Below are 15,324 nucleotides of genomic sequence, written 5' to 3'. Positions count from 1 at the left end.
ACAACGTACAGTCCGAACATCGCTTTGTTATGCCCGCACTACGAGCGTGACTGGATTACCAGCAACTCCGTTCGGCGAGCGAGAGGTGCCAGTTTTCGGGGTCAGTGATGTCCACCCCGGCGACCTGCCAGTCCGCCGGCGCGGGGTCGGGGCCGGACGCCGGCGCGGTAACGAGCGTCGACGGTGATCCGAACCACGACAGCGGCCACCGGCTGTCACAGCGGAACCCGGTGCGGCGGCGGACTCGGCGTGGGAGAACTGTTTCGTCGGCGAGAATCGTATCTGCGCGCGGGTTATCGGCGACGACTGCCCGCACGAGTTGCTCGACGGCAGTGGCTCGCTTCTCGGCTGCTGGGGGATAGACATCCGTCAGGGCGACCACGTGTTGCCCGGCGACATGACGCTCGCCAGCGATAAGCGCTGCCCGTGATTCGTCGTCGCCAGTCAGATACGTGGTGTACGACCAGGCCGGGTTCTCGAATCGCCACGCCAGATATCGCGGGTCACGCACAGCGTGGATACCAAACGGCCGGTGGTCACGAGCCAGTCCCGTGAGCGTACGAGTGGGGACGTGATTCGACCGCGTGACTGTCCAGTCGGGGCTGCAGTCGCGGAGCCGGTGTGAGAGCCGCTGGAGCGAGCCGAACGCACGCGCGGTAATCCGGGCAGCGCGCCGGGCGTCGTCGTCGAGCAGCAGCGATGGGTGGCGAATCCGATAGGCGGTCTGTAGCCGGTCGACCTCTTTCCAGCCGTCAGCCTGAATCGGTCGGTCCGACTCACCGCGTACGTCGAAAAACAGTGCCGGCTCGCGGTCGGCATACACTCGACGAAGGTGATCGGCCAGCAGGTCGAGCAGGTCTCGGTGGCGATGCTCGGGGTGGACCATCGTGTCCGTCGGTTGGAGTGCCAGTTCGGCCCGGTCACCGACATGCAGCCGAAACGCGACTGCTGGCATCGCGGCCACCACGCGGTCTGCGGTGGTGGCAACGACCATCGAAACGTGGTCGACGTAAGGGTTGTCTTCGTACTTCCAGGAGAGCCAGTTTGTCCCGTCGCGACCGGTCACGGTCTCGTACAGGTCGAGGACAGCGGTACGGTCCGAGTGGTGATATCGGCGAACGTCGTAGTCCGATTTCCCGCTGGACGCAGCGCGCAGAGCCATGTCCAACTCCACGGTGGGTGTCGGTTTTGTTAGTGAGTTCCTTCACCGCCGCTCAGGAGAATACGCGTCGGAACCGACGGATGACAGACGAAAGCGACTGAGAGACTGCGTCCGACGAGCGGCCCACGATAGCGCGGGTGAACCGGTGAGACAACGGCGGGACCGGTTGCGCAGCCAGTTCCGAGAGGTCCACGGCGGCGAGCCACTGAAAGAAGTCGTCGGCCCCGGCGAACGCGACGGGCGATGTCTCGGGAGCAGCCGCCTGAATCGTCTCCCACGCGAACTGCTCGTCGGCAGCCAGGTTCCATCGCCCAGTTTCGAATTTCGTCCTGATTGCCGGAAACGTCTCGTCGGTAACGGCGTAACCGTGGTCCCGAGGGTCGAGCCCGGCGACGACCAGCCCGACGATGGTCCGGGCGCACAGTTCGCACTGGTTGCAGTTACCGCCCCTGTCGGGGCAGTCTCGGATAGTTACCGTCGGGTCTTTTTCGCGGACGAACTGTGCGATACGTTCGATTTTCTCTTGGCGCGTCAGATCTGCACCGTCGTATCGACAGGCCGTCCCGGACCACCGAACAGTGCTATCGAGAGACGGATGGCTGCCCCAGGGTCCGGCGAACTCGCGCGTGCGGGGTGCCGCGCGCGTCAACTGCTCGATGTCCCGACTCGCACACAGCGGCGCACACAGGCCGAGCACACCGAGACCCTGGCCGACCGCATTGTACCAACTCCCGTCGAGATGAGCCCCGAAGTGAGCGTCGAGCGCCGAGACGTCGAGCACCGAGAGGACGTTCGACCGGACGAACGCTGTCTCGCAGCCATGTCGGCGCGCGAACGATTCCGTCTGTGCCACGACGCGCATCTCTTCAGGTTCGCTTTCAGGAGTCCACCGCTGGAGCGTGACGAGCGTGGGTTCGTCCCGCCGATGCTTGACGAACGTCGCGAGCGAGTCGACGCCTCCGTCGAACAGCAGCGCGGTCTTTCCGGTCGGTCGGCTGGGCGTGTACGTTCCGTCGCGACACTCGGGACAGGAGGTGGTCTCGTATTCGAGTTCTCCGCCGCAGACGAGCGAGGGGTACAGACGCTTGAGAGACTCCCGAACGCGGTTGAGTGCCAGTAGAAACTCAGGGTCGATACGGTCGATGGAGACGTCTGCTCCGGTTGCCCACGCGACCGGACAGACCTGTGCGAGGGCTGGCACCGCGAGCAACGAGGGAGGGACGTTCTCGATAGGCTGGTTGTAATCGACGCGAAGTGGGTCTCCGGTCAAAAAACGGGCGACCTGCCCGCTGGCGCTCAGTTCACACCGGAGTTCCGACCCGTCGGTGCGAAGCTCTCCAACTGCGATGTGGCCACCGTCGACAGGGGATTTGGCAGCCGTTTGTGCATCCAGAGACCCGAAGGTACGCATCGAATCTGGGTGCGACAGGAGAGAAAGTAGTAATGTGTAACGTACTTTCGAAACAGCCAGCTAGGTCGCTCTCACGCACGTACGGCTGGCGGGTTCTTAGTAATCGGTTATGCGCGGTTGGCTGAGACTTCGATTTTGAACAGTCTGAGCGGTTTATTCCGTATTCGTCCTCAGTCACTGGCGCATCACATGCCATCAGACCGCACAACAGTAGCAGTACTGCTCGCGGCAGTGGTCGTCTGCTCCAGCTTTGCTATAGCTGGTGCGGCGTCCTCTCACACAGCAGGGAACGACTCGACAAACGACCAGTTGATGGTCGTGTCCCTGACTGCGCCCGACAGCGCTGCACCCGATAGTACAGTTGACGTGACCGCTACCGTCGAAAACCCCGGAACGACCCAGACCACCGAATCCGTCGAGTTCCGCCTCGAAGGGACTGTCGTCGATAGACAGACCGTCACAGTCGATGCGGGCGAACGATCGACCGTGACGTTCGAGGTCAACACCACCGGTGTCGAACCCGGTGAGTACCTCCACGGCGTCCTGACGGAGAGTGACGGCGCGTTCGAGACGCTGACCGTCTCGGAGTCGTTCACCGTCGATGAACTCGACGCGCCGGAAACCGCCACGTCGGGAGACAACGTCTCCGTCACGGCGACGGTGACCAACCCTAACGAGGACAACACGACGCAGAACGTCCAGTTCCGCTTCGCCGGCGGCCTGCTCGCGCAGGAATCGGTAACCCTCGACGCTGACGAGTCGACTGACGTGACCTTCAACGCGACCCTCGCTGGTGTCGCAGAGGGAACGTACATCCACGGCGTCCTCACGCGCGACAGCGGCCAGCTCGCGACGCTGGATGTCGAAGCAGCCAATGAAACGGAAGAACCGGAACCGGCCACAGTGAGTTTCTCCGACCAGGAGTCTGACGGGACCAGTGTCGTCGTCGACTCGGCGACGCTGCCCGAAGGCGGGTTCGTCACCATCCACGACTCCACGCTCCTCGATGAGAACGTCGTCGGGAGCGTCATTGGCGTCTCCGAGCCGCTCTCGCCCGGCCTGCACGAGAACGTGACTGTCGACCTCTTTACCGTTCCTGGCGGCCCGAACCAGACGGAACTGAACGAGAGTGACACGCTCATCGCCATGCCACACCTGGATACGAACATGAACGGCATGTACGATTTCGTCGTCAGCGAGGGCATGGAGGACGGACCGTACGTCGATAACGGCTCTGCGGTGACCGACGCTGCGAACGTCACCGTCGGAATGGAAGAGCCAAACGAGACGGCTCCGCCCGAGATGAACGAAACGAACGAGACTGAAGCACCCGGCGAAACGAACGAAACTGAAGCGCCCGGTGAAACGAACGAGACCGAAACGCCCGGTGAAACGAACGAAACTGAAACGCCCGGCGAAGAGGAAACAGGTGAAACGACCCCTGGTGAGGAAGAACCCGGTGAGGCAACTCCCGGTGAGGAAGAACCAGGCGAAGCAACTCCCGGTGAAGAGACGGACACCGAAACGACAGTCGAGTCGCTAGTCCCGGGACCGTTCTGAACGGCCCGCTCGAATTCTTTTTTGAAGACGGGGACGAGCAGACACTGGCGAGAGCACCGCCCGAGTAGCCGAGTAGTCCTGCGAAACCGCTGGCGAGTGGTCCTGCTTGTGGTTCGGGTTATATTCGGGTACATGGTATAGCAGGCTCTGACGTTACGTGTCTGACGGTGTAACTGGCCGTTAGTGCTATCCTGGATCCGACAAACGGTGACCAGCGTACTCGGCTCCGACACCTCGGAATCGGAGAACGAACAGACACGACAGTCAGACCGTGACACTGGACAGTTGCTACACACCTGCCCGAACTGTGGCGTCGTGTACCTGAGCGAACAGCCACGCCGGTGCTCGACGTGTGAGGAGCGTACCGTTTCAGTTGTCAGTGGTCAACAGACATCGAGCGAGTAGCGAAAAAGAGTCAAAAATCGGGGAGGATTCGCTACCGGAGACCGGCAGTCAATGCTTACTGGGACTGACAACGGTCTGTTTGTCGCGTCCCGACGCCAGGTCGTCGATCTGTCGCGCCAGCGAGAGCGCGCGTAGTCCGTCGCGCCCGGAGACGACCGGGTCGGTTCCCTCGCGAACGGCCTCGACGAACGCGTCGATTTCCCGTTTGAGTGGCTCACCGTTGTCGACTGTCGGTCGCTCGACGAGGCTCTCGTGGCGGAAGCGAACGTCGCCGTCCTTCTCGACGTACTCGGGGACCGACCGACGGTGCAGGTGCACCGTCTGGTCGGCGTAATCGACGTTGACGCGACACTCCTTGGCGGTAATCGAGAGTTCTCGGACCTTCTGTTGAGTGACGCGACTGGCGGTGAACTGGCCGACCACGTCACCTTCGAAGGAGACAGTGGCCGTAGCGTACTCCCCATCCTCAGTTCCCGTGGCGGCGACCTCGGTCACGTCGCCGTCGACGAGCGAGCAGACCACATCGAGGTCGTGAATCATCAAATCGAGGACGGCGCTGTCCGAGATAGCGCGGTCGATGGGCGGTCCGAGCCGATGGGCGTCGATGGCGATGACATCGAGATCCGGAATAATGTCGGCGATACACTGGACAGCAGGATTGAACCGCTCGATGTGACCGACCTGGAGCACGACGCCCTTCTCCTGTGCCTGTTCGACGAGCGCCTCGCCGCGACTCGGTTGCTCGGTCAGCGGCTTCTCGATAAGGAGGTGCACACCGGCTTCGATGACCTGACTGGCCACGTCGTAGTGGTACTCGGTCGGGACCGCAATCGAGACTATATCGGCCTTCGCCAGCAGTGCCTCCAGTGGTAATGCGGCAGTACCGTACTCTTCGGCGACCGAGACGGCGCGGTCGTGGTCGGCGTCGTGGACCCCGACGAGATCGACGGCCTGGTGTTCGGCGTAGACACGGGCGTGGTGACCGCCCATCGTCCCGGTCCCGATGACGCCTGCGGTGAGTTCAGTCATAGGTCTCCACGTAGTCGACGGCAGTGGCAATCGTCCGGAGGTCCGCGGCCGACAGGCCGGGGTGGATCGGTAACGAGAGGACCTCCTCGGTGGCGCGTTCGGCGTGGGGCATCGTACAGTCGATGTCGTCGTACGCCGGTTGCTCGTGAATCGGCGTCGGATAGTAGACTCCGGTATCGATGCCGAAATCGGACAGTTTCTCTCTGAGTGTCGAGCGATGCCGACACCGAACCGTGTACTGGTGGTAGGCGTGGCGGCAGTCGCCCGGTTCGACGGGGAGCGTGAGGTCGGTGTCTTCGAGACGCTCCGAGAGGACGCGCGCGTGGACTCGCCGGGCGGCGACATATTCGGGGAGTCGCTCGAGCTGTGCAAGCCCGATCGCCGCGGCGAGATTCGTCATCCGGAAGTTGTGGCCGACCCGCTCGTGGACCGACCCGTCGGTCGGTGAGCGCCCGTGGTTGACAAAGGAGGCAGCGCGCTCGGCGGCAGTTTCGTCGTCGGTGACGACCATCCCGCCTTCGCCGGTGGTCATGTTCTTCGTCGGGTAAAACGAGAACGCCGCTACGTCGCCGAAGGAGCCGACGCGCTGGTTTCGAAACTCCGCGCCGTGGGCCTGCGCACAGTCTTCGATGAGCGCGGCGTCGTGTGCGTCCGCGAGTTCCCGGAACCGGTCGACTCTGACTGGCAGTCCGTAGAGGTGGACGACCAGGATGGCGTCGATATCGCCGTCGTACGCCTGAATGCAGTCCGCTGCGGCCTCCGGGTCGAGGTTGTACGTCGCGGGATCGATGTCGGCGAAGACCGGCTCTGCACCGCACAGACGGACTGCGTTGGCCGTCGCGACGAACGATAGCGGTGTCGTCAGGACGCGATCGCCCTCGCCAATGTCGAGCGCCGCCAGGGCAGCGTGGAGAGCGGCGGTCCCGTTGGCGGTGGCGACACCGTGGTCGACACCGCAGTAGTCGGAGAACTTCTCCTCGAACGTACGAACCTCTTCACCGTCTGCGAGGTCGCCGCTTTCGAGGACCGACATCACGCGGCGTTTCTCGTCACTGTCGATATCGGGGTCAGCGATGCGGATTCGCTGCCGTTGACTCATCGTCATGCGATCTGATTCCCTCCTCGGAGCTGGTCCGGGAGCGGCCGGTGCCGCGCTGGGGACCCGACAGCGAGTGTCTCGGACGGAACATCCTCGGTCACGACGCTGCCGGCCGCGACGAAGGACCCGCGGCCGACCGTCACGTCCGGCAGAATCGTCGCGTTTGCGCCGACAGACACGTGGTCAGCCAGCTGTGCACCCTGCAGGCCGTTGTCGGTCCGAATCGGATACTCGTCGTTCGTGACGACAGCGTGGGGACCGAGGAACACTTCGTCACCGATGGTCGATCCGGGGGGGACGTACGCACCAGTCTGGAGGCTGACGTGCGAACCGAGCGTGACCTGGCCGTCGACGACAGCGTTCGTACCGACGACGACGTCGTCGCCAGCAGTCGTCTCTTCGCGGACAATGGCACCGTGACCGGTCGTGAAATCGTCGCCGATTTCGACGCCGGCGTAGATGACAGAGCCCGAGCGTATCGTCGCGTTCTCGCCGATGACAGTTCGCCCAGCACCGTCGCCACCGTTCTGGCCGACAGCGGCACCATCCGAGACGTAACTGCCGTCTCCAATCTGTATCTGTGACATGGTTGTTCGGTAGTTGCCGGGACACCCCGGCCTCTCACCCAACTCCTGCGGGAGTGTGGCCTTTGTTATGGACGGGTTTGTCAGGTGTTGTCGACCCGTTAGGGACTGCCGACTACGTGAGTCAGTGCGGACGTGATACTGGTTGAGTCTGAGAATGTGACCCCCGACGGGGTGGGGCAAACCCCGTCGCGAGTCCCGCCCGGCTGGTCGCGGGGCGGAAAAGTTGATGGTGTGGTGCCCCCAGGGGACGGTCCCCCAGCAGGCAACTCGGTGGGGTGCCTGGCAGCCGCCCTGGTGGCAATCGGGTGTGGGGTGGGCGAGGTGCGTTACACAGTCAGGGACACGTCCCGGGAGCGTTACGTGACGTGACCCATGACAGTTCTGGACGGCTGCCAATCACTCATTCGAAGAGTATTCACATAATAGTTCTTACCATTACACTATATATGTTATTCATGAAATCAAATATCTTTACGCACTACAAACGGGTACCATCCAATTTTAGACTAGACAATAGTGTGAAATTTGCGACTACACGTAGTATGTAACTCTTTCTAGTCGGAAGAGTTCAGGTCAGCCCGTTTCAACGCGAGTCGGAGATGTGGTAACGCGATAATAGTCTGGTTCGTTTCGGAGACAATCTGGTTTTTTTCGTCGAACTCGACGAGACCGATATCGTCGAGTTTCGGGCAGGTCGTGTCGAGGAGTTCAGTGAGGATGCGGCCGCGAAACTCCGCCTGGGTGTAGCCCGCAGGTGGCTCCGTCTTGTGAACGACGTATTCGACGAGTTCGTAGCACGGAACTGGCCGAGAGACCAGAAGCAAGTACGTCAACACGAATCGGTTACGCGCCTCGGCAAGTGCACAGAACAACTCGTCGGTCGTGACGGTTGCGCCACTGAGCGAGCGGTCGTCATCGCCGCGCAACGCCTCAAGTTCGTCAAGATCGTCGAGCGACCACCCCTCGCCGGTGCCGCCATCGCGGACTGGTGGTTGGGACCCCATACGACGTGTCACTCAATCTAATTGAATAAACAGCGTACCTGAATGTTCCGAGAAGCGAGAACGACTCGTTACGTCGGCGGGTCGACGGCCGTCTCGATGACTTTCCGTAACGCTTCGCGGAGGTGCTGGTGGAACGTCGATGCCGAAATATCGAGCGACGCCGCGATCTCGGCACCGGTTCGCTCGCGCGGGCGCTTGAAGAACCCACCAGCGAGAGCGGATTCGAGGACCGTTCGCTGTTTCCGCGTCAACCCCGCCTGATCGAGAATGCCGGCCGCGCTAGAGTCGTCGTCCTCGTCGATGGCCTGCCGTTTAGCGATACACTTGACTTTCGGGAAGCGGTTGCGAAACGCGCGCAGTATTTCCGGCCCGGTCTCCCCGGCCCGCACCGTTGCCCTGAGATGGTCAGCATCGGCCGTCGCTGAGACGATGGCAACGCCCGAGATCGCGAGACTCGCAAGCGGGCACTGCGTCGAGACGACGGCCTCGACGAGGCACTCCCCGCCCTCGCAGCCGCGGACGGTCACGCGCCGAATAAGGTCGCCATCTTCGAGTTGCGGCGCCTCGATATCGGAGGCTGGAACGGTGAGGTGGAAGTGTGCACTATCGTCCCTGGGAATCACTCGATCCAGTTCCACGCTCGCTTCCGTGCTCCTCGCGAGCCTCGTCATCACCGTGGGCGTGTTCGTGTGACGTGTCTCGAGGACGGCCTCGATGGCACCATCGGCGGCGAGCAGTCGACGCTGGACTGCCGAATCGAGTGCGAACCCTCCGAGTCGACCGATATCTGCGAGTGCTGCGATTTCATTCGATTCGAACGCACCGGGCCGGTCGGTGGCGACGACGGCCATCCCGCAGGCCAACCCCTGGTGTCGAAGCGGGACGCGAGCGGCCCGGATTCCAGTCACTTCGATACCGCGGTCGGCAGCAACCGCCTGAACGACAGGGGCTGGGACGATAGTCACGCTCTCGGTCGTGACGAAACCGTCGGAATCAGTCGGTAACGTGGCTATCTCACCGAGGACCTCCACGAGCGGGTCTGCGCCAGCAGCGCGCGTGGCTGTTCGATCGAGTCTGTTTCCGACCCAGACACCGCCGTAGTGACCGGTTCCCGAAAGTGAATCGACGAGTTCGCCCTGAATAGTGCCGGGGTCCGTTCCGTCGAGCAACGCGGTCGAAACCTCTGCGACGATGGCGTCGTAATCAGCATCGCGCTGGCCGTCTGTGTGTCGACCTTCGGTTTGCTGGCCCTGCCCGGTATCCCCGTTCCGGGTCACTGGAACCACCGCCGGTTGCCCGTCGGATTCATCGGCTGGCCGCCTCCGATTCGACTGGCCATCCGAGGCCTGGCGTTCCATCGACGTACCAGCGCAGTATGGCACCACCCAGGAGACCGAGTTCGAGCAGGAGGTACAACCGCCCACGCGGCGTCGAGAGAAACGCCAGGAACTGACCGGCGAGCTCTCTCACGAACGGGACGATTGGAATTGTTGTCGCCGGCGCGGGGAGGAGCGGCCAGAAGAGAAAGGTCCAGTTGAGATGTCTCCCGATCAACAGCGGATAGACGGCATCGGCAGGGAGATGAAGGAGATATCCGATTGCAAACGCGACGCCGATGTCGGCCCGGTCGACCGCAGCGGTGGCGGTCACCGCAAGCGCCGCGAGCGGAACGGCGACAAACAGGGAGTGTGCAAACGAGGTCCCCGATGGAAGGAGTGACGTCCCCCATCCGAGCGGTTTGTCTATCAGGTCCGGAAACTGCGTGCCGACCACGAGTGCGGCGACTGCGAGTGCCTGTGGCGTGTGACCGGCGACGTAACGGACGAAAAGCGAGTAGACCAGATATCCGATTGCGAGGTGTTCCCAGGGCCACACGACTACGACCTCCGCGTCTGCGTCACGTCCGGTGTCGACAGGTGTCTCGGCGCATCGACTGCCTGGCCACTCCCGCCAGCACACCGTCGGTCTCGCATGTACATACTGGCTGAGGAAACAGTCAAGGGGTATTGTTATTGTGGACTGTCGAAATGGTAAGAACCCATTATCCGTACTTTCGAGGTCCCTACCACCAATGTTCGAATTGAACCAGCGAAACGGATATAAACCGCAACGAAGAGCTAGCAACCCGAAGGTATTCGATGCAGATGCCCTGGAGGTTCCATCCGCAATGATTCACTGTACATATTCAACATCTGACCGAGGTACCGGGAGATGAGTGTCGACTGGGACGATATCAGCTTCGTTATCAGTTCGCGGTATCGAGTCGCATCGCTGAGACGGCTCGCAGACGGTCCTGCGACGCCCTCACAGATTGCAGCTGACGAGGATGTCGGCATCGCGCACGTCTCGCGCGCCTTGCAGGCGCTCAGAGACCGCGAACTCGTCGAGTTGCTCGTCTCCGACCACAGAAAGAAAGGACGGGTGTACGGGCTGACAGACCCCGGCGAAGCGACGTGGGAAACGATCGAAGACGAGGGACTGGCGTGACCCATCTCGTCGGTTGTCAGCCATGACTCTCGACACCTCGGGCGCTGAATATCTGCACGAACAGACAGCCGACAGTGTTACGCTTCTTCGAGTCCGGCGGCAGCGTCGAGACACCGTGTAAACGCTTCGTCCGTCTGGACCAGCAAGACTTCTCCGAGCGATTCCGAGTAGTCGATAATTCCAGCCGCGTCGAGCTTCGGGACGTGCGTGTAATAGAGGTCGAGGTAGACGTCTCGAACGCTATCGGGCGGTACCGTTCCGAGCGTGGCGACCTCGTGGTTCGCGATATCACGGGCTACCTGCGCCAGCCGACAGGGGCCCTCCTCACGGAGTCGGTACAGCAGATATCGTCGCCGCGAGTCCGCGAGCAGCGCGAACAACTGGGTCGGCTGTGGCGGTCCGCGTTCGGTGTCAGTCGGTACGGACCGGTTTCCGGACTGCCCCGTCATGGTTCGAAGGTAGAGGCCGCTGTACAATGTTATACACCACTTACCCCCGATGAACGTGACAACGAACGCGAGACCGGCCATTGCCGGCACACGGGGTAGAAAGAACCTGTGTCCAACAGTTTCACACATATGGTCCGAATTACTATTCGTATCGCCGGGTACCTGAGAAGTGATGGTGCAACACCTGTCCGAGAACGAACTGGAGCGTATCACAGAATTCGCAGAGACACCGACGTACAAGCGGTCACCAGAGCAGCTGCTACCCGAGAACGAACTCGAACAGTAGCTCCTCCTCACCGACATCCGCAACTGTTACTCCTCGTCTGACCCACCCTCACGGAGCTCTGACGGGATCGACTGCCTGGCACGCCACTGCGAGACGAGGTGAGCAAGTGCCAGGGCAGCGAACAAGCCGACGACGAGCACGGCGACAACGCCCTCTGAGAGCGCTCCGAACACCCAGACGTTCGCAATCGTTGCAACGAGCAGTGCTCCACCGACGAGTGCCAGACCGACGTAGAGATACTGCCAGCGAATCGTCTCCTCCTCTTCGAGATACCCATCGATGCGGCGCGCTCGACGGGTAAGCGCGACCATCCCGCTATCGGCGTCGTAATCGACGATACCGGCGTCGTCGAGTTTCGGGACGTGCGTCTGATACAGCGAGACGTACACGCGTTTTCGTTCCTGGGTCGTCAGCTCGCTTGGCTCCACATCGTTCTCCCAGGCTGCCACGTGCTCGGCAAGCTCAGTCAGCTCGACTGGCTCCCCGCGCTGCCGCAGATGGTACAGCAGGTAGCGCCGCCGAGGGCTACTCAGTATCTCGAATACGTCATCCTGTGTTAGTTCTGTATCGCTCGTTGACATCGGGTGTGAGCATCTGTCTCACCGTGTTCGGTTCCGTTTCGTTACTCGTGACACGACCAAAGAGTTCCTCGGACACCCCTTTGTTACAGTCTCGTTACCATTGTCCCGTCCGCACAGCCCCCCGAACCGACGCGTATCCCCGTCCCATCTGCCGGTCTCGCGGAAGCGTACCCACTTGCTACCGGATACAGCGGCTGGATAACTAAGCCCGACTGGTCGGCAATGTCAGCGCGTATGAGACGAGCGTTCACGCGTATGGTGTCATCTGTGGGGGCAACCGCTGAGAGAACGAGTCGGACCTGTTCTCGGTCGGTGACTGCCGCATGAGTAGCCAGAAAGCACAACAAACGCAACTATACGGAACAAATTCTACACGGGCACACCTGCGCGACTCGCTCACCAGCGGGCAGGTCCCAGTCGCAGTATACGGACTCGGGAAGATGGGATTACCACTGGCTGCAGCCATCGCCGAAACGACGGGAAACGTCACCGGCGTCGACATCGACGAGTCCGTCGTCGATAGGATTTCCGCTGGGAACTGTCCAGTCGACCACGAACCGGGACTCGCCGCCCTGACGGAGCGTCTCGTCACCGATGATGCACTGGCCGCGACCACCGATGGCGTGGGTGCCGCGTCCGGAGCGAGCGTCCACGTCCTCATCGTCCCGACCGAGGTTCGAGAGGACGGCACTGTCGACCTGAGCGCGCTGGAAAGTGCCGTCGAGACGTTGGCCGCAGGGCTCGAACCTGGCGACCTCGTACTCGTCGAGTCGACGGTGCCACCGCAGACGACCGCCGAGGTAATCGAACCGACACTCGCGGCCCGCAGCGGACTCGACCCCGACGAGTTCGGACTGGCGTTCTGCCCGGAGCGAACGTCGAGCGGCCGTGCACTCCGGGACATCCGCGGCGCGTATCCCAAAGTCGTCGGCGGCCGCGACGAAGAAAGTCGGGCGGCCGCGACGCTCGTCTACGAGACGCTGACGAGCAACGACGTGGTTCCGGTGAGCGACGCCACCACCGCGGAGTGCGTCAAGGTCTTCGAAGGGGTGTACCGCGACGTCAACATCGCGCTGGCGAACGAACTGGCGACGCTCGCCGACGAACTCGCGGTCGACGTTCGGGAAGCCATCGACGTAGCCAACGGACAGCCGTACTGTGACATCCACACGCCGGGACCGGGCGTGGGCGGCCACTGCATTCCATACTACCCGTACTTTCTCATCACCGAGTGTTCGACCACGACGCCCATGTTGCAGACCGCCCGCACGGTCAACGACGAGATGGCCGCCTACACCGTCGAAAAACTCGAATCGGAACTCGACGCGGTCGGTGTCGGTCTCGACGACGCACGCGTCGCACTGCTCGGTGTGACCTACCGGCCCGGCATCGACGAGACGCGTGCATCACCAGCTCGGCGAATCGACAGCGCACTCGCCGAACGCGGAACGACCACGTTCGCCGTCGACCCCGTCTGCTCAGATATGTCGCCGTTTGCCGCCATCACCGTAAACATCGAGGAGTTACCGGAGCTGGATGTCGATGCAGTTGTTCTCGTGACCGCCCACGACGAATTTGCCGCATTCGACTGGCGGACCGTGCCGGAACTCCTGGTCGTGGACACGCAAAACGCACTGGACCTGGAAGAGACGGATCACCGCGTGTACACACTCGGGCGCGGGCGTGAGTGAACACGAGAACAGCAAGCGGGAGCCAGACGTCAATCGAGCGGGCGGACGAACACGTCGCCCGTATTCCGAATCACAACAGCGCTGTCGTCGATGACAAACCGTACCTCTGCTTCGTAGGTCGTGGTGTCTGTCGGTCTGAACAGACGGTCGAGTGCATCCGGGTCGACGACATCGAACAGTTGCTGGTCAAGGTTCTCGATCTCGGTGCCCTGTGCGCACGCAACCGCTTCCATAATCGTAACGGAAAGCGATTCGGCACCGGAGAAATCGTGGCTCGCCTGAACCAGTCCGCTGTTTTCCGACCGGGGCTTTGTATTGTCAAACATTTTCAAAACGTGGCAGATACGATATACGTCTCGGTACGTTCTATAGAGGGCTTTCGAGAGGACGAATATAATCCTTGTCCCCCGCAGAAGGGCGCACCTCCTCTCGACTGGACTATCGACTCGGTCTACTATCGAATATGTTATACTTATACACTGCTCTGGCAGGGTTGTGGATATCACAGTGAAAATCGACAGACGTGAAACCCACAGAGAGGCGGAGTAGGAACTTCCTAACTGATTTAGAAGATTTCCACCGCTTGCAGACCGGGCAGTATCAGTATTTTAGACAGCCTACTGGATTGTTCGGTTCGCAATAATTAAGTGGTTTACCAATGCATGTAGTGACGCTGCAATTGAGAAGTATCCGCAGTCCAAGGGGTCCAGGGTCAACAACGGTGGCGAAATATGCCACTTCGCAATCACAGTGGGGGCATACTTCTCCGCTGTGACAAGCAGACACCACAAATATGAGTGCCACACCACAACCACAGCAGATGAACGACTCACCCTCTCCGGGGGGAGAGACGATGTCCACGAAAGAGTCGTTGCCGCTCGATCAGGTCTTCGAGATCCTGAAAAATAGGCGGCGCAGAGAGGTACTGAAGTACCTGAACGAACGGGACGAAAGCGTCTCGCTCAGCGATTTAGCTGAGCACGTTGCGGCTATCGAAAACGAAACGACAGTCAAAGCACTGTCGTCGAGTCAGCGAAAGCGCGTGTACGTCGGTCTCTATCAGTGCCATCTCCCGAAGATGGACGATATGGACATCGTAGATTTTGACCAGAATCGCGGCCGAATCGAACTGGCGGAGAACGCCGACCAGCTCGACGCATATATCGAGCCCGACACCGACGACGCGTACTGGCACTACTACTACGCGAGTACGTCACTGTTCGGAGCCGGGCTGTTCGTACTGAGCCAGGTCGGCGCGGCGAGTGTCGGTCTCACACCGACGGTGATTCTCGTCGCGCTCATCGTCGCTGTTCTCTCCATCGCGACGTTACAGTACTGTGATGCGAACGGCTATCTGACGCAGGTGCGGTCGAAGCTCCCGTATCTGCCACAGCCACCGGTTGGACAACAGTCGTAGCCTCCCGGTGGGCTCAGAACCGTTTTCCGGGCGCCGACTCGAACGTACCGCACAGTCAGTCGAATTTGTCGCCGACGAGCGGCCGCGACAGTAACAGTTGAAACGATTTACACACCGACCGCATCGCTCTCATGCGGTCGTGTATACAATGACTTT

Annotated in this window: 15 protein-coding genes; 4 read left to right on the top strand and 11 right to left on the bottom strand. The window is 61.4% G+C overall.

Annotated elements, in window-relative coordinates; translation table 11 throughout:
* Nucleotides 1-55: 55 nt before the first annotated feature.
* Together WDJ60_RS14450 and WDJ60_RS14445 are read right to left on the bottom strand one after the other, a co-directional pair.
* A complete protein-coding gene (locus WDJ60_RS14450) occupies nucleotides 56-1,162 on the bottom strand; it encodes a GNAT family N-acetyltransferase (RefSeq protein WP_340101296.1) in 1,107 nt (368 codons plus the stop codon).
* Between the two features lie 52 nt (nucleotides 1,163-1,214).
* On the bottom strand, nucleotides 1,215-2,573 hold the full coding sequence (locus tag WDJ60_RS14445) for a hypothetical protein (protein ID WP_340101295.1): 1,359 nt from the start codon (nucleotides 2,571-2,573) through the stop codon (nucleotides 1,215-1,217).
* Nucleotides 2,574-2,762: 189 nt separating this feature from the next.
* Between WDJ60_RS14445 and WDJ60_RS14440 the strand changes: the two genes are divergently transcribed.
* A complete protein-coding gene (locus tag WDJ60_RS14440) occupies nucleotides 2,763-4,133 on the top strand; it encodes a DUF7282 domain-containing protein (protein ID WP_340101294.1) in 1,371 nt (456 codons plus the stop codon).
* Nucleotides 4,134-4,586: 453 nt separating this feature from the next.
* Here WDJ60_RS14440 and WDJ60_RS14435 read toward each other — a convergent pair whose 3' ends face one another.
* The 6 genes from WDJ60_RS14435 to WDJ60_RS14410 all read right to left on the bottom strand — a co-directional run bounded on the left by WDJ60_RS14435 (nucleotide 4,587) and on the right by WDJ60_RS14410 (nucleotide 10,132).
* Nucleotides 4,587-5,567, bottom strand: coding sequence for a Gfo/Idh/MocA family oxidoreductase (locus tag WDJ60_RS14435; RefSeq protein WP_340101293.1), 981 nt, complete (start codon nucleotides 5,565-5,567; stop codon nucleotides 4,587-4,589).
* Nucleotides 5,560-6,672: a DegT/DnrJ/EryC1/StrS family aminotransferase gene (locus WDJ60_RS14430; RefSeq protein ID WP_340101292.1), complete on the bottom strand. Its 1,113-nt coding sequence runs from the start codon at nucleotides 6,670-6,672 to the stop codon at nucleotides 5,560-5,562. Before WDJ60_RS14430 ends, WDJ60_RS14435 begins: the two co-directional genes overlap by 8 nt.
* Complete coding sequence (locus WDJ60_RS14425; RefSeq protein WP_340101291.1) at nucleotides 6,669-7,253, bottom strand: acyltransferase; 585 nt, start codon at nucleotides 7,251-7,253, stop codon at nucleotides 6,669-6,671. The genes WDJ60_RS14430 and WDJ60_RS14425 overlap by 4 nt, the downstream gene beginning before the upstream one ends.
* A gap of 554 nt (nucleotides 7,254-7,807) precedes the next feature.
* Nucleotides 7,808-8,257 carry a DUF7344 domain-containing protein gene (locus WDJ60_RS14420; protein WP_340101290.1) on the bottom strand — a complete coding sequence of 150 codons (450 nt, stop codon included), beginning with the start codon at nucleotides 8,255-8,257 and terminating at the stop codon, nucleotides 7,808-7,810.
* A gap of 68 nt (nucleotides 8,258-8,325) precedes the next feature.
* The gene (locus WDJ60_RS14415) at nucleotides 8,326-9,615 is read right to left on the bottom strand and encodes a helix-turn-helix domain-containing protein (protein WP_340101289.1); all 1,290 of its coding nucleotides are present in this window, start codon (nucleotides 9,613-9,615) and stop codon (nucleotides 8,326-8,328) included.
* Nucleotides 9,563-10,132: a metal-dependent hydrolase gene (locus WDJ60_RS14410; RefSeq protein WP_340101288.1), complete on the bottom strand. Its 570-nt coding sequence runs from the start codon at nucleotides 10,130-10,132 to the stop codon at nucleotides 9,563-9,565. The genes WDJ60_RS14415 and WDJ60_RS14410 overlap by 53 nt, the downstream gene beginning before the upstream one ends.
* 336 nt (nucleotides 10,133-10,468) lie before the next feature.
* Here WDJ60_RS14410 and WDJ60_RS14405 point away from each other — a divergent pair, with 336 nt between their 5' ends.
* A complete protein-coding gene (locus WDJ60_RS14405; protein WP_340101287.1) occupies nucleotides 10,469-10,744 on the top strand; it encodes a winged helix-turn-helix domain-containing protein in 276 nt (91 codons plus the stop codon).
* 77 nt (nucleotides 10,745-10,821) lie between these two features.
* Here WDJ60_RS14405 and WDJ60_RS14400 read toward each other — a convergent pair whose 3' ends face one another.
* Together WDJ60_RS14400 and WDJ60_RS14395 are read right to left on the bottom strand one after the other, a co-directional pair.
* Nucleotides 10,822-11,193 carry a DUF7344 domain-containing protein gene (locus WDJ60_RS14400; RefSeq protein ID WP_340101286.1) on the bottom strand — a complete coding sequence of 124 codons (372 nt, stop codon included), beginning with the start codon at nucleotides 11,191-11,193 and terminating at the stop codon, nucleotides 10,822-10,824.
* A gap of 312 nt (nucleotides 11,194-11,505) precedes the next feature.
* Nucleotides 11,506-12,060, bottom strand: coding sequence for a DUF7344 domain-containing protein (locus tag WDJ60_RS14395; RefSeq protein ID WP_340101285.1), 555 nt, complete (start codon nucleotides 12,058-12,060; stop codon nucleotides 11,506-11,508).
* Nucleotides 12,061-12,383: 323 nt separating this feature from the next.
* Between WDJ60_RS14395 and WDJ60_RS14390 the strand changes: the two genes are divergently transcribed.
* A complete protein-coding gene (locus tag WDJ60_RS14390) occupies nucleotides 12,384-13,751 on the top strand; it encodes a nucleotide sugar dehydrogenase (protein WP_340101283.1) in 1,368 nt (455 codons plus the stop codon).
* Between the two features lie 29 nt (nucleotides 13,752-13,780).
* On the opposite strand, the gene WDJ60_RS14385 is transcribed toward WDJ60_RS14390, so the two are convergent.
* Nucleotides 13,781-14,077 carry a HalOD1 output domain-containing protein gene (locus WDJ60_RS14385; RefSeq protein ID WP_340101282.1) on the bottom strand — a complete coding sequence of 99 codons (297 nt, stop codon included), beginning with the start codon at nucleotides 14,075-14,077 and terminating at the stop codon, nucleotides 13,781-13,783.
* Nucleotides 14,078-14,571: 494 nt separating this feature from the next.
* Between WDJ60_RS14385 and WDJ60_RS14380 the strand changes: the two genes are divergently transcribed.
* On the top strand, nucleotides 14,572-15,168 hold the full coding sequence (locus tag WDJ60_RS14380) for a DUF7344 domain-containing protein (RefSeq protein WP_340101281.1): 597 nt from the start codon (nucleotides 14,572-14,574) through the stop codon (nucleotides 15,166-15,168).
* Nucleotides 15,169-15,324 lie beyond the last annotated feature (156 nt).

This window comes from Salinibaculum salinum, assembly GCF_037645885.1.
GTDB classification, from domain to species: domain Archaea; phylum Halobacteriota; class Halobacteria; order Halobacteriales; family Haloarculaceae; genus Salinibaculum; species Salinibaculum salinum.
The sequence above is the reverse complement of the archived record's forward strand: the minus strand, read 5'-3'. Positions and strand labels throughout refer to the sequence as shown.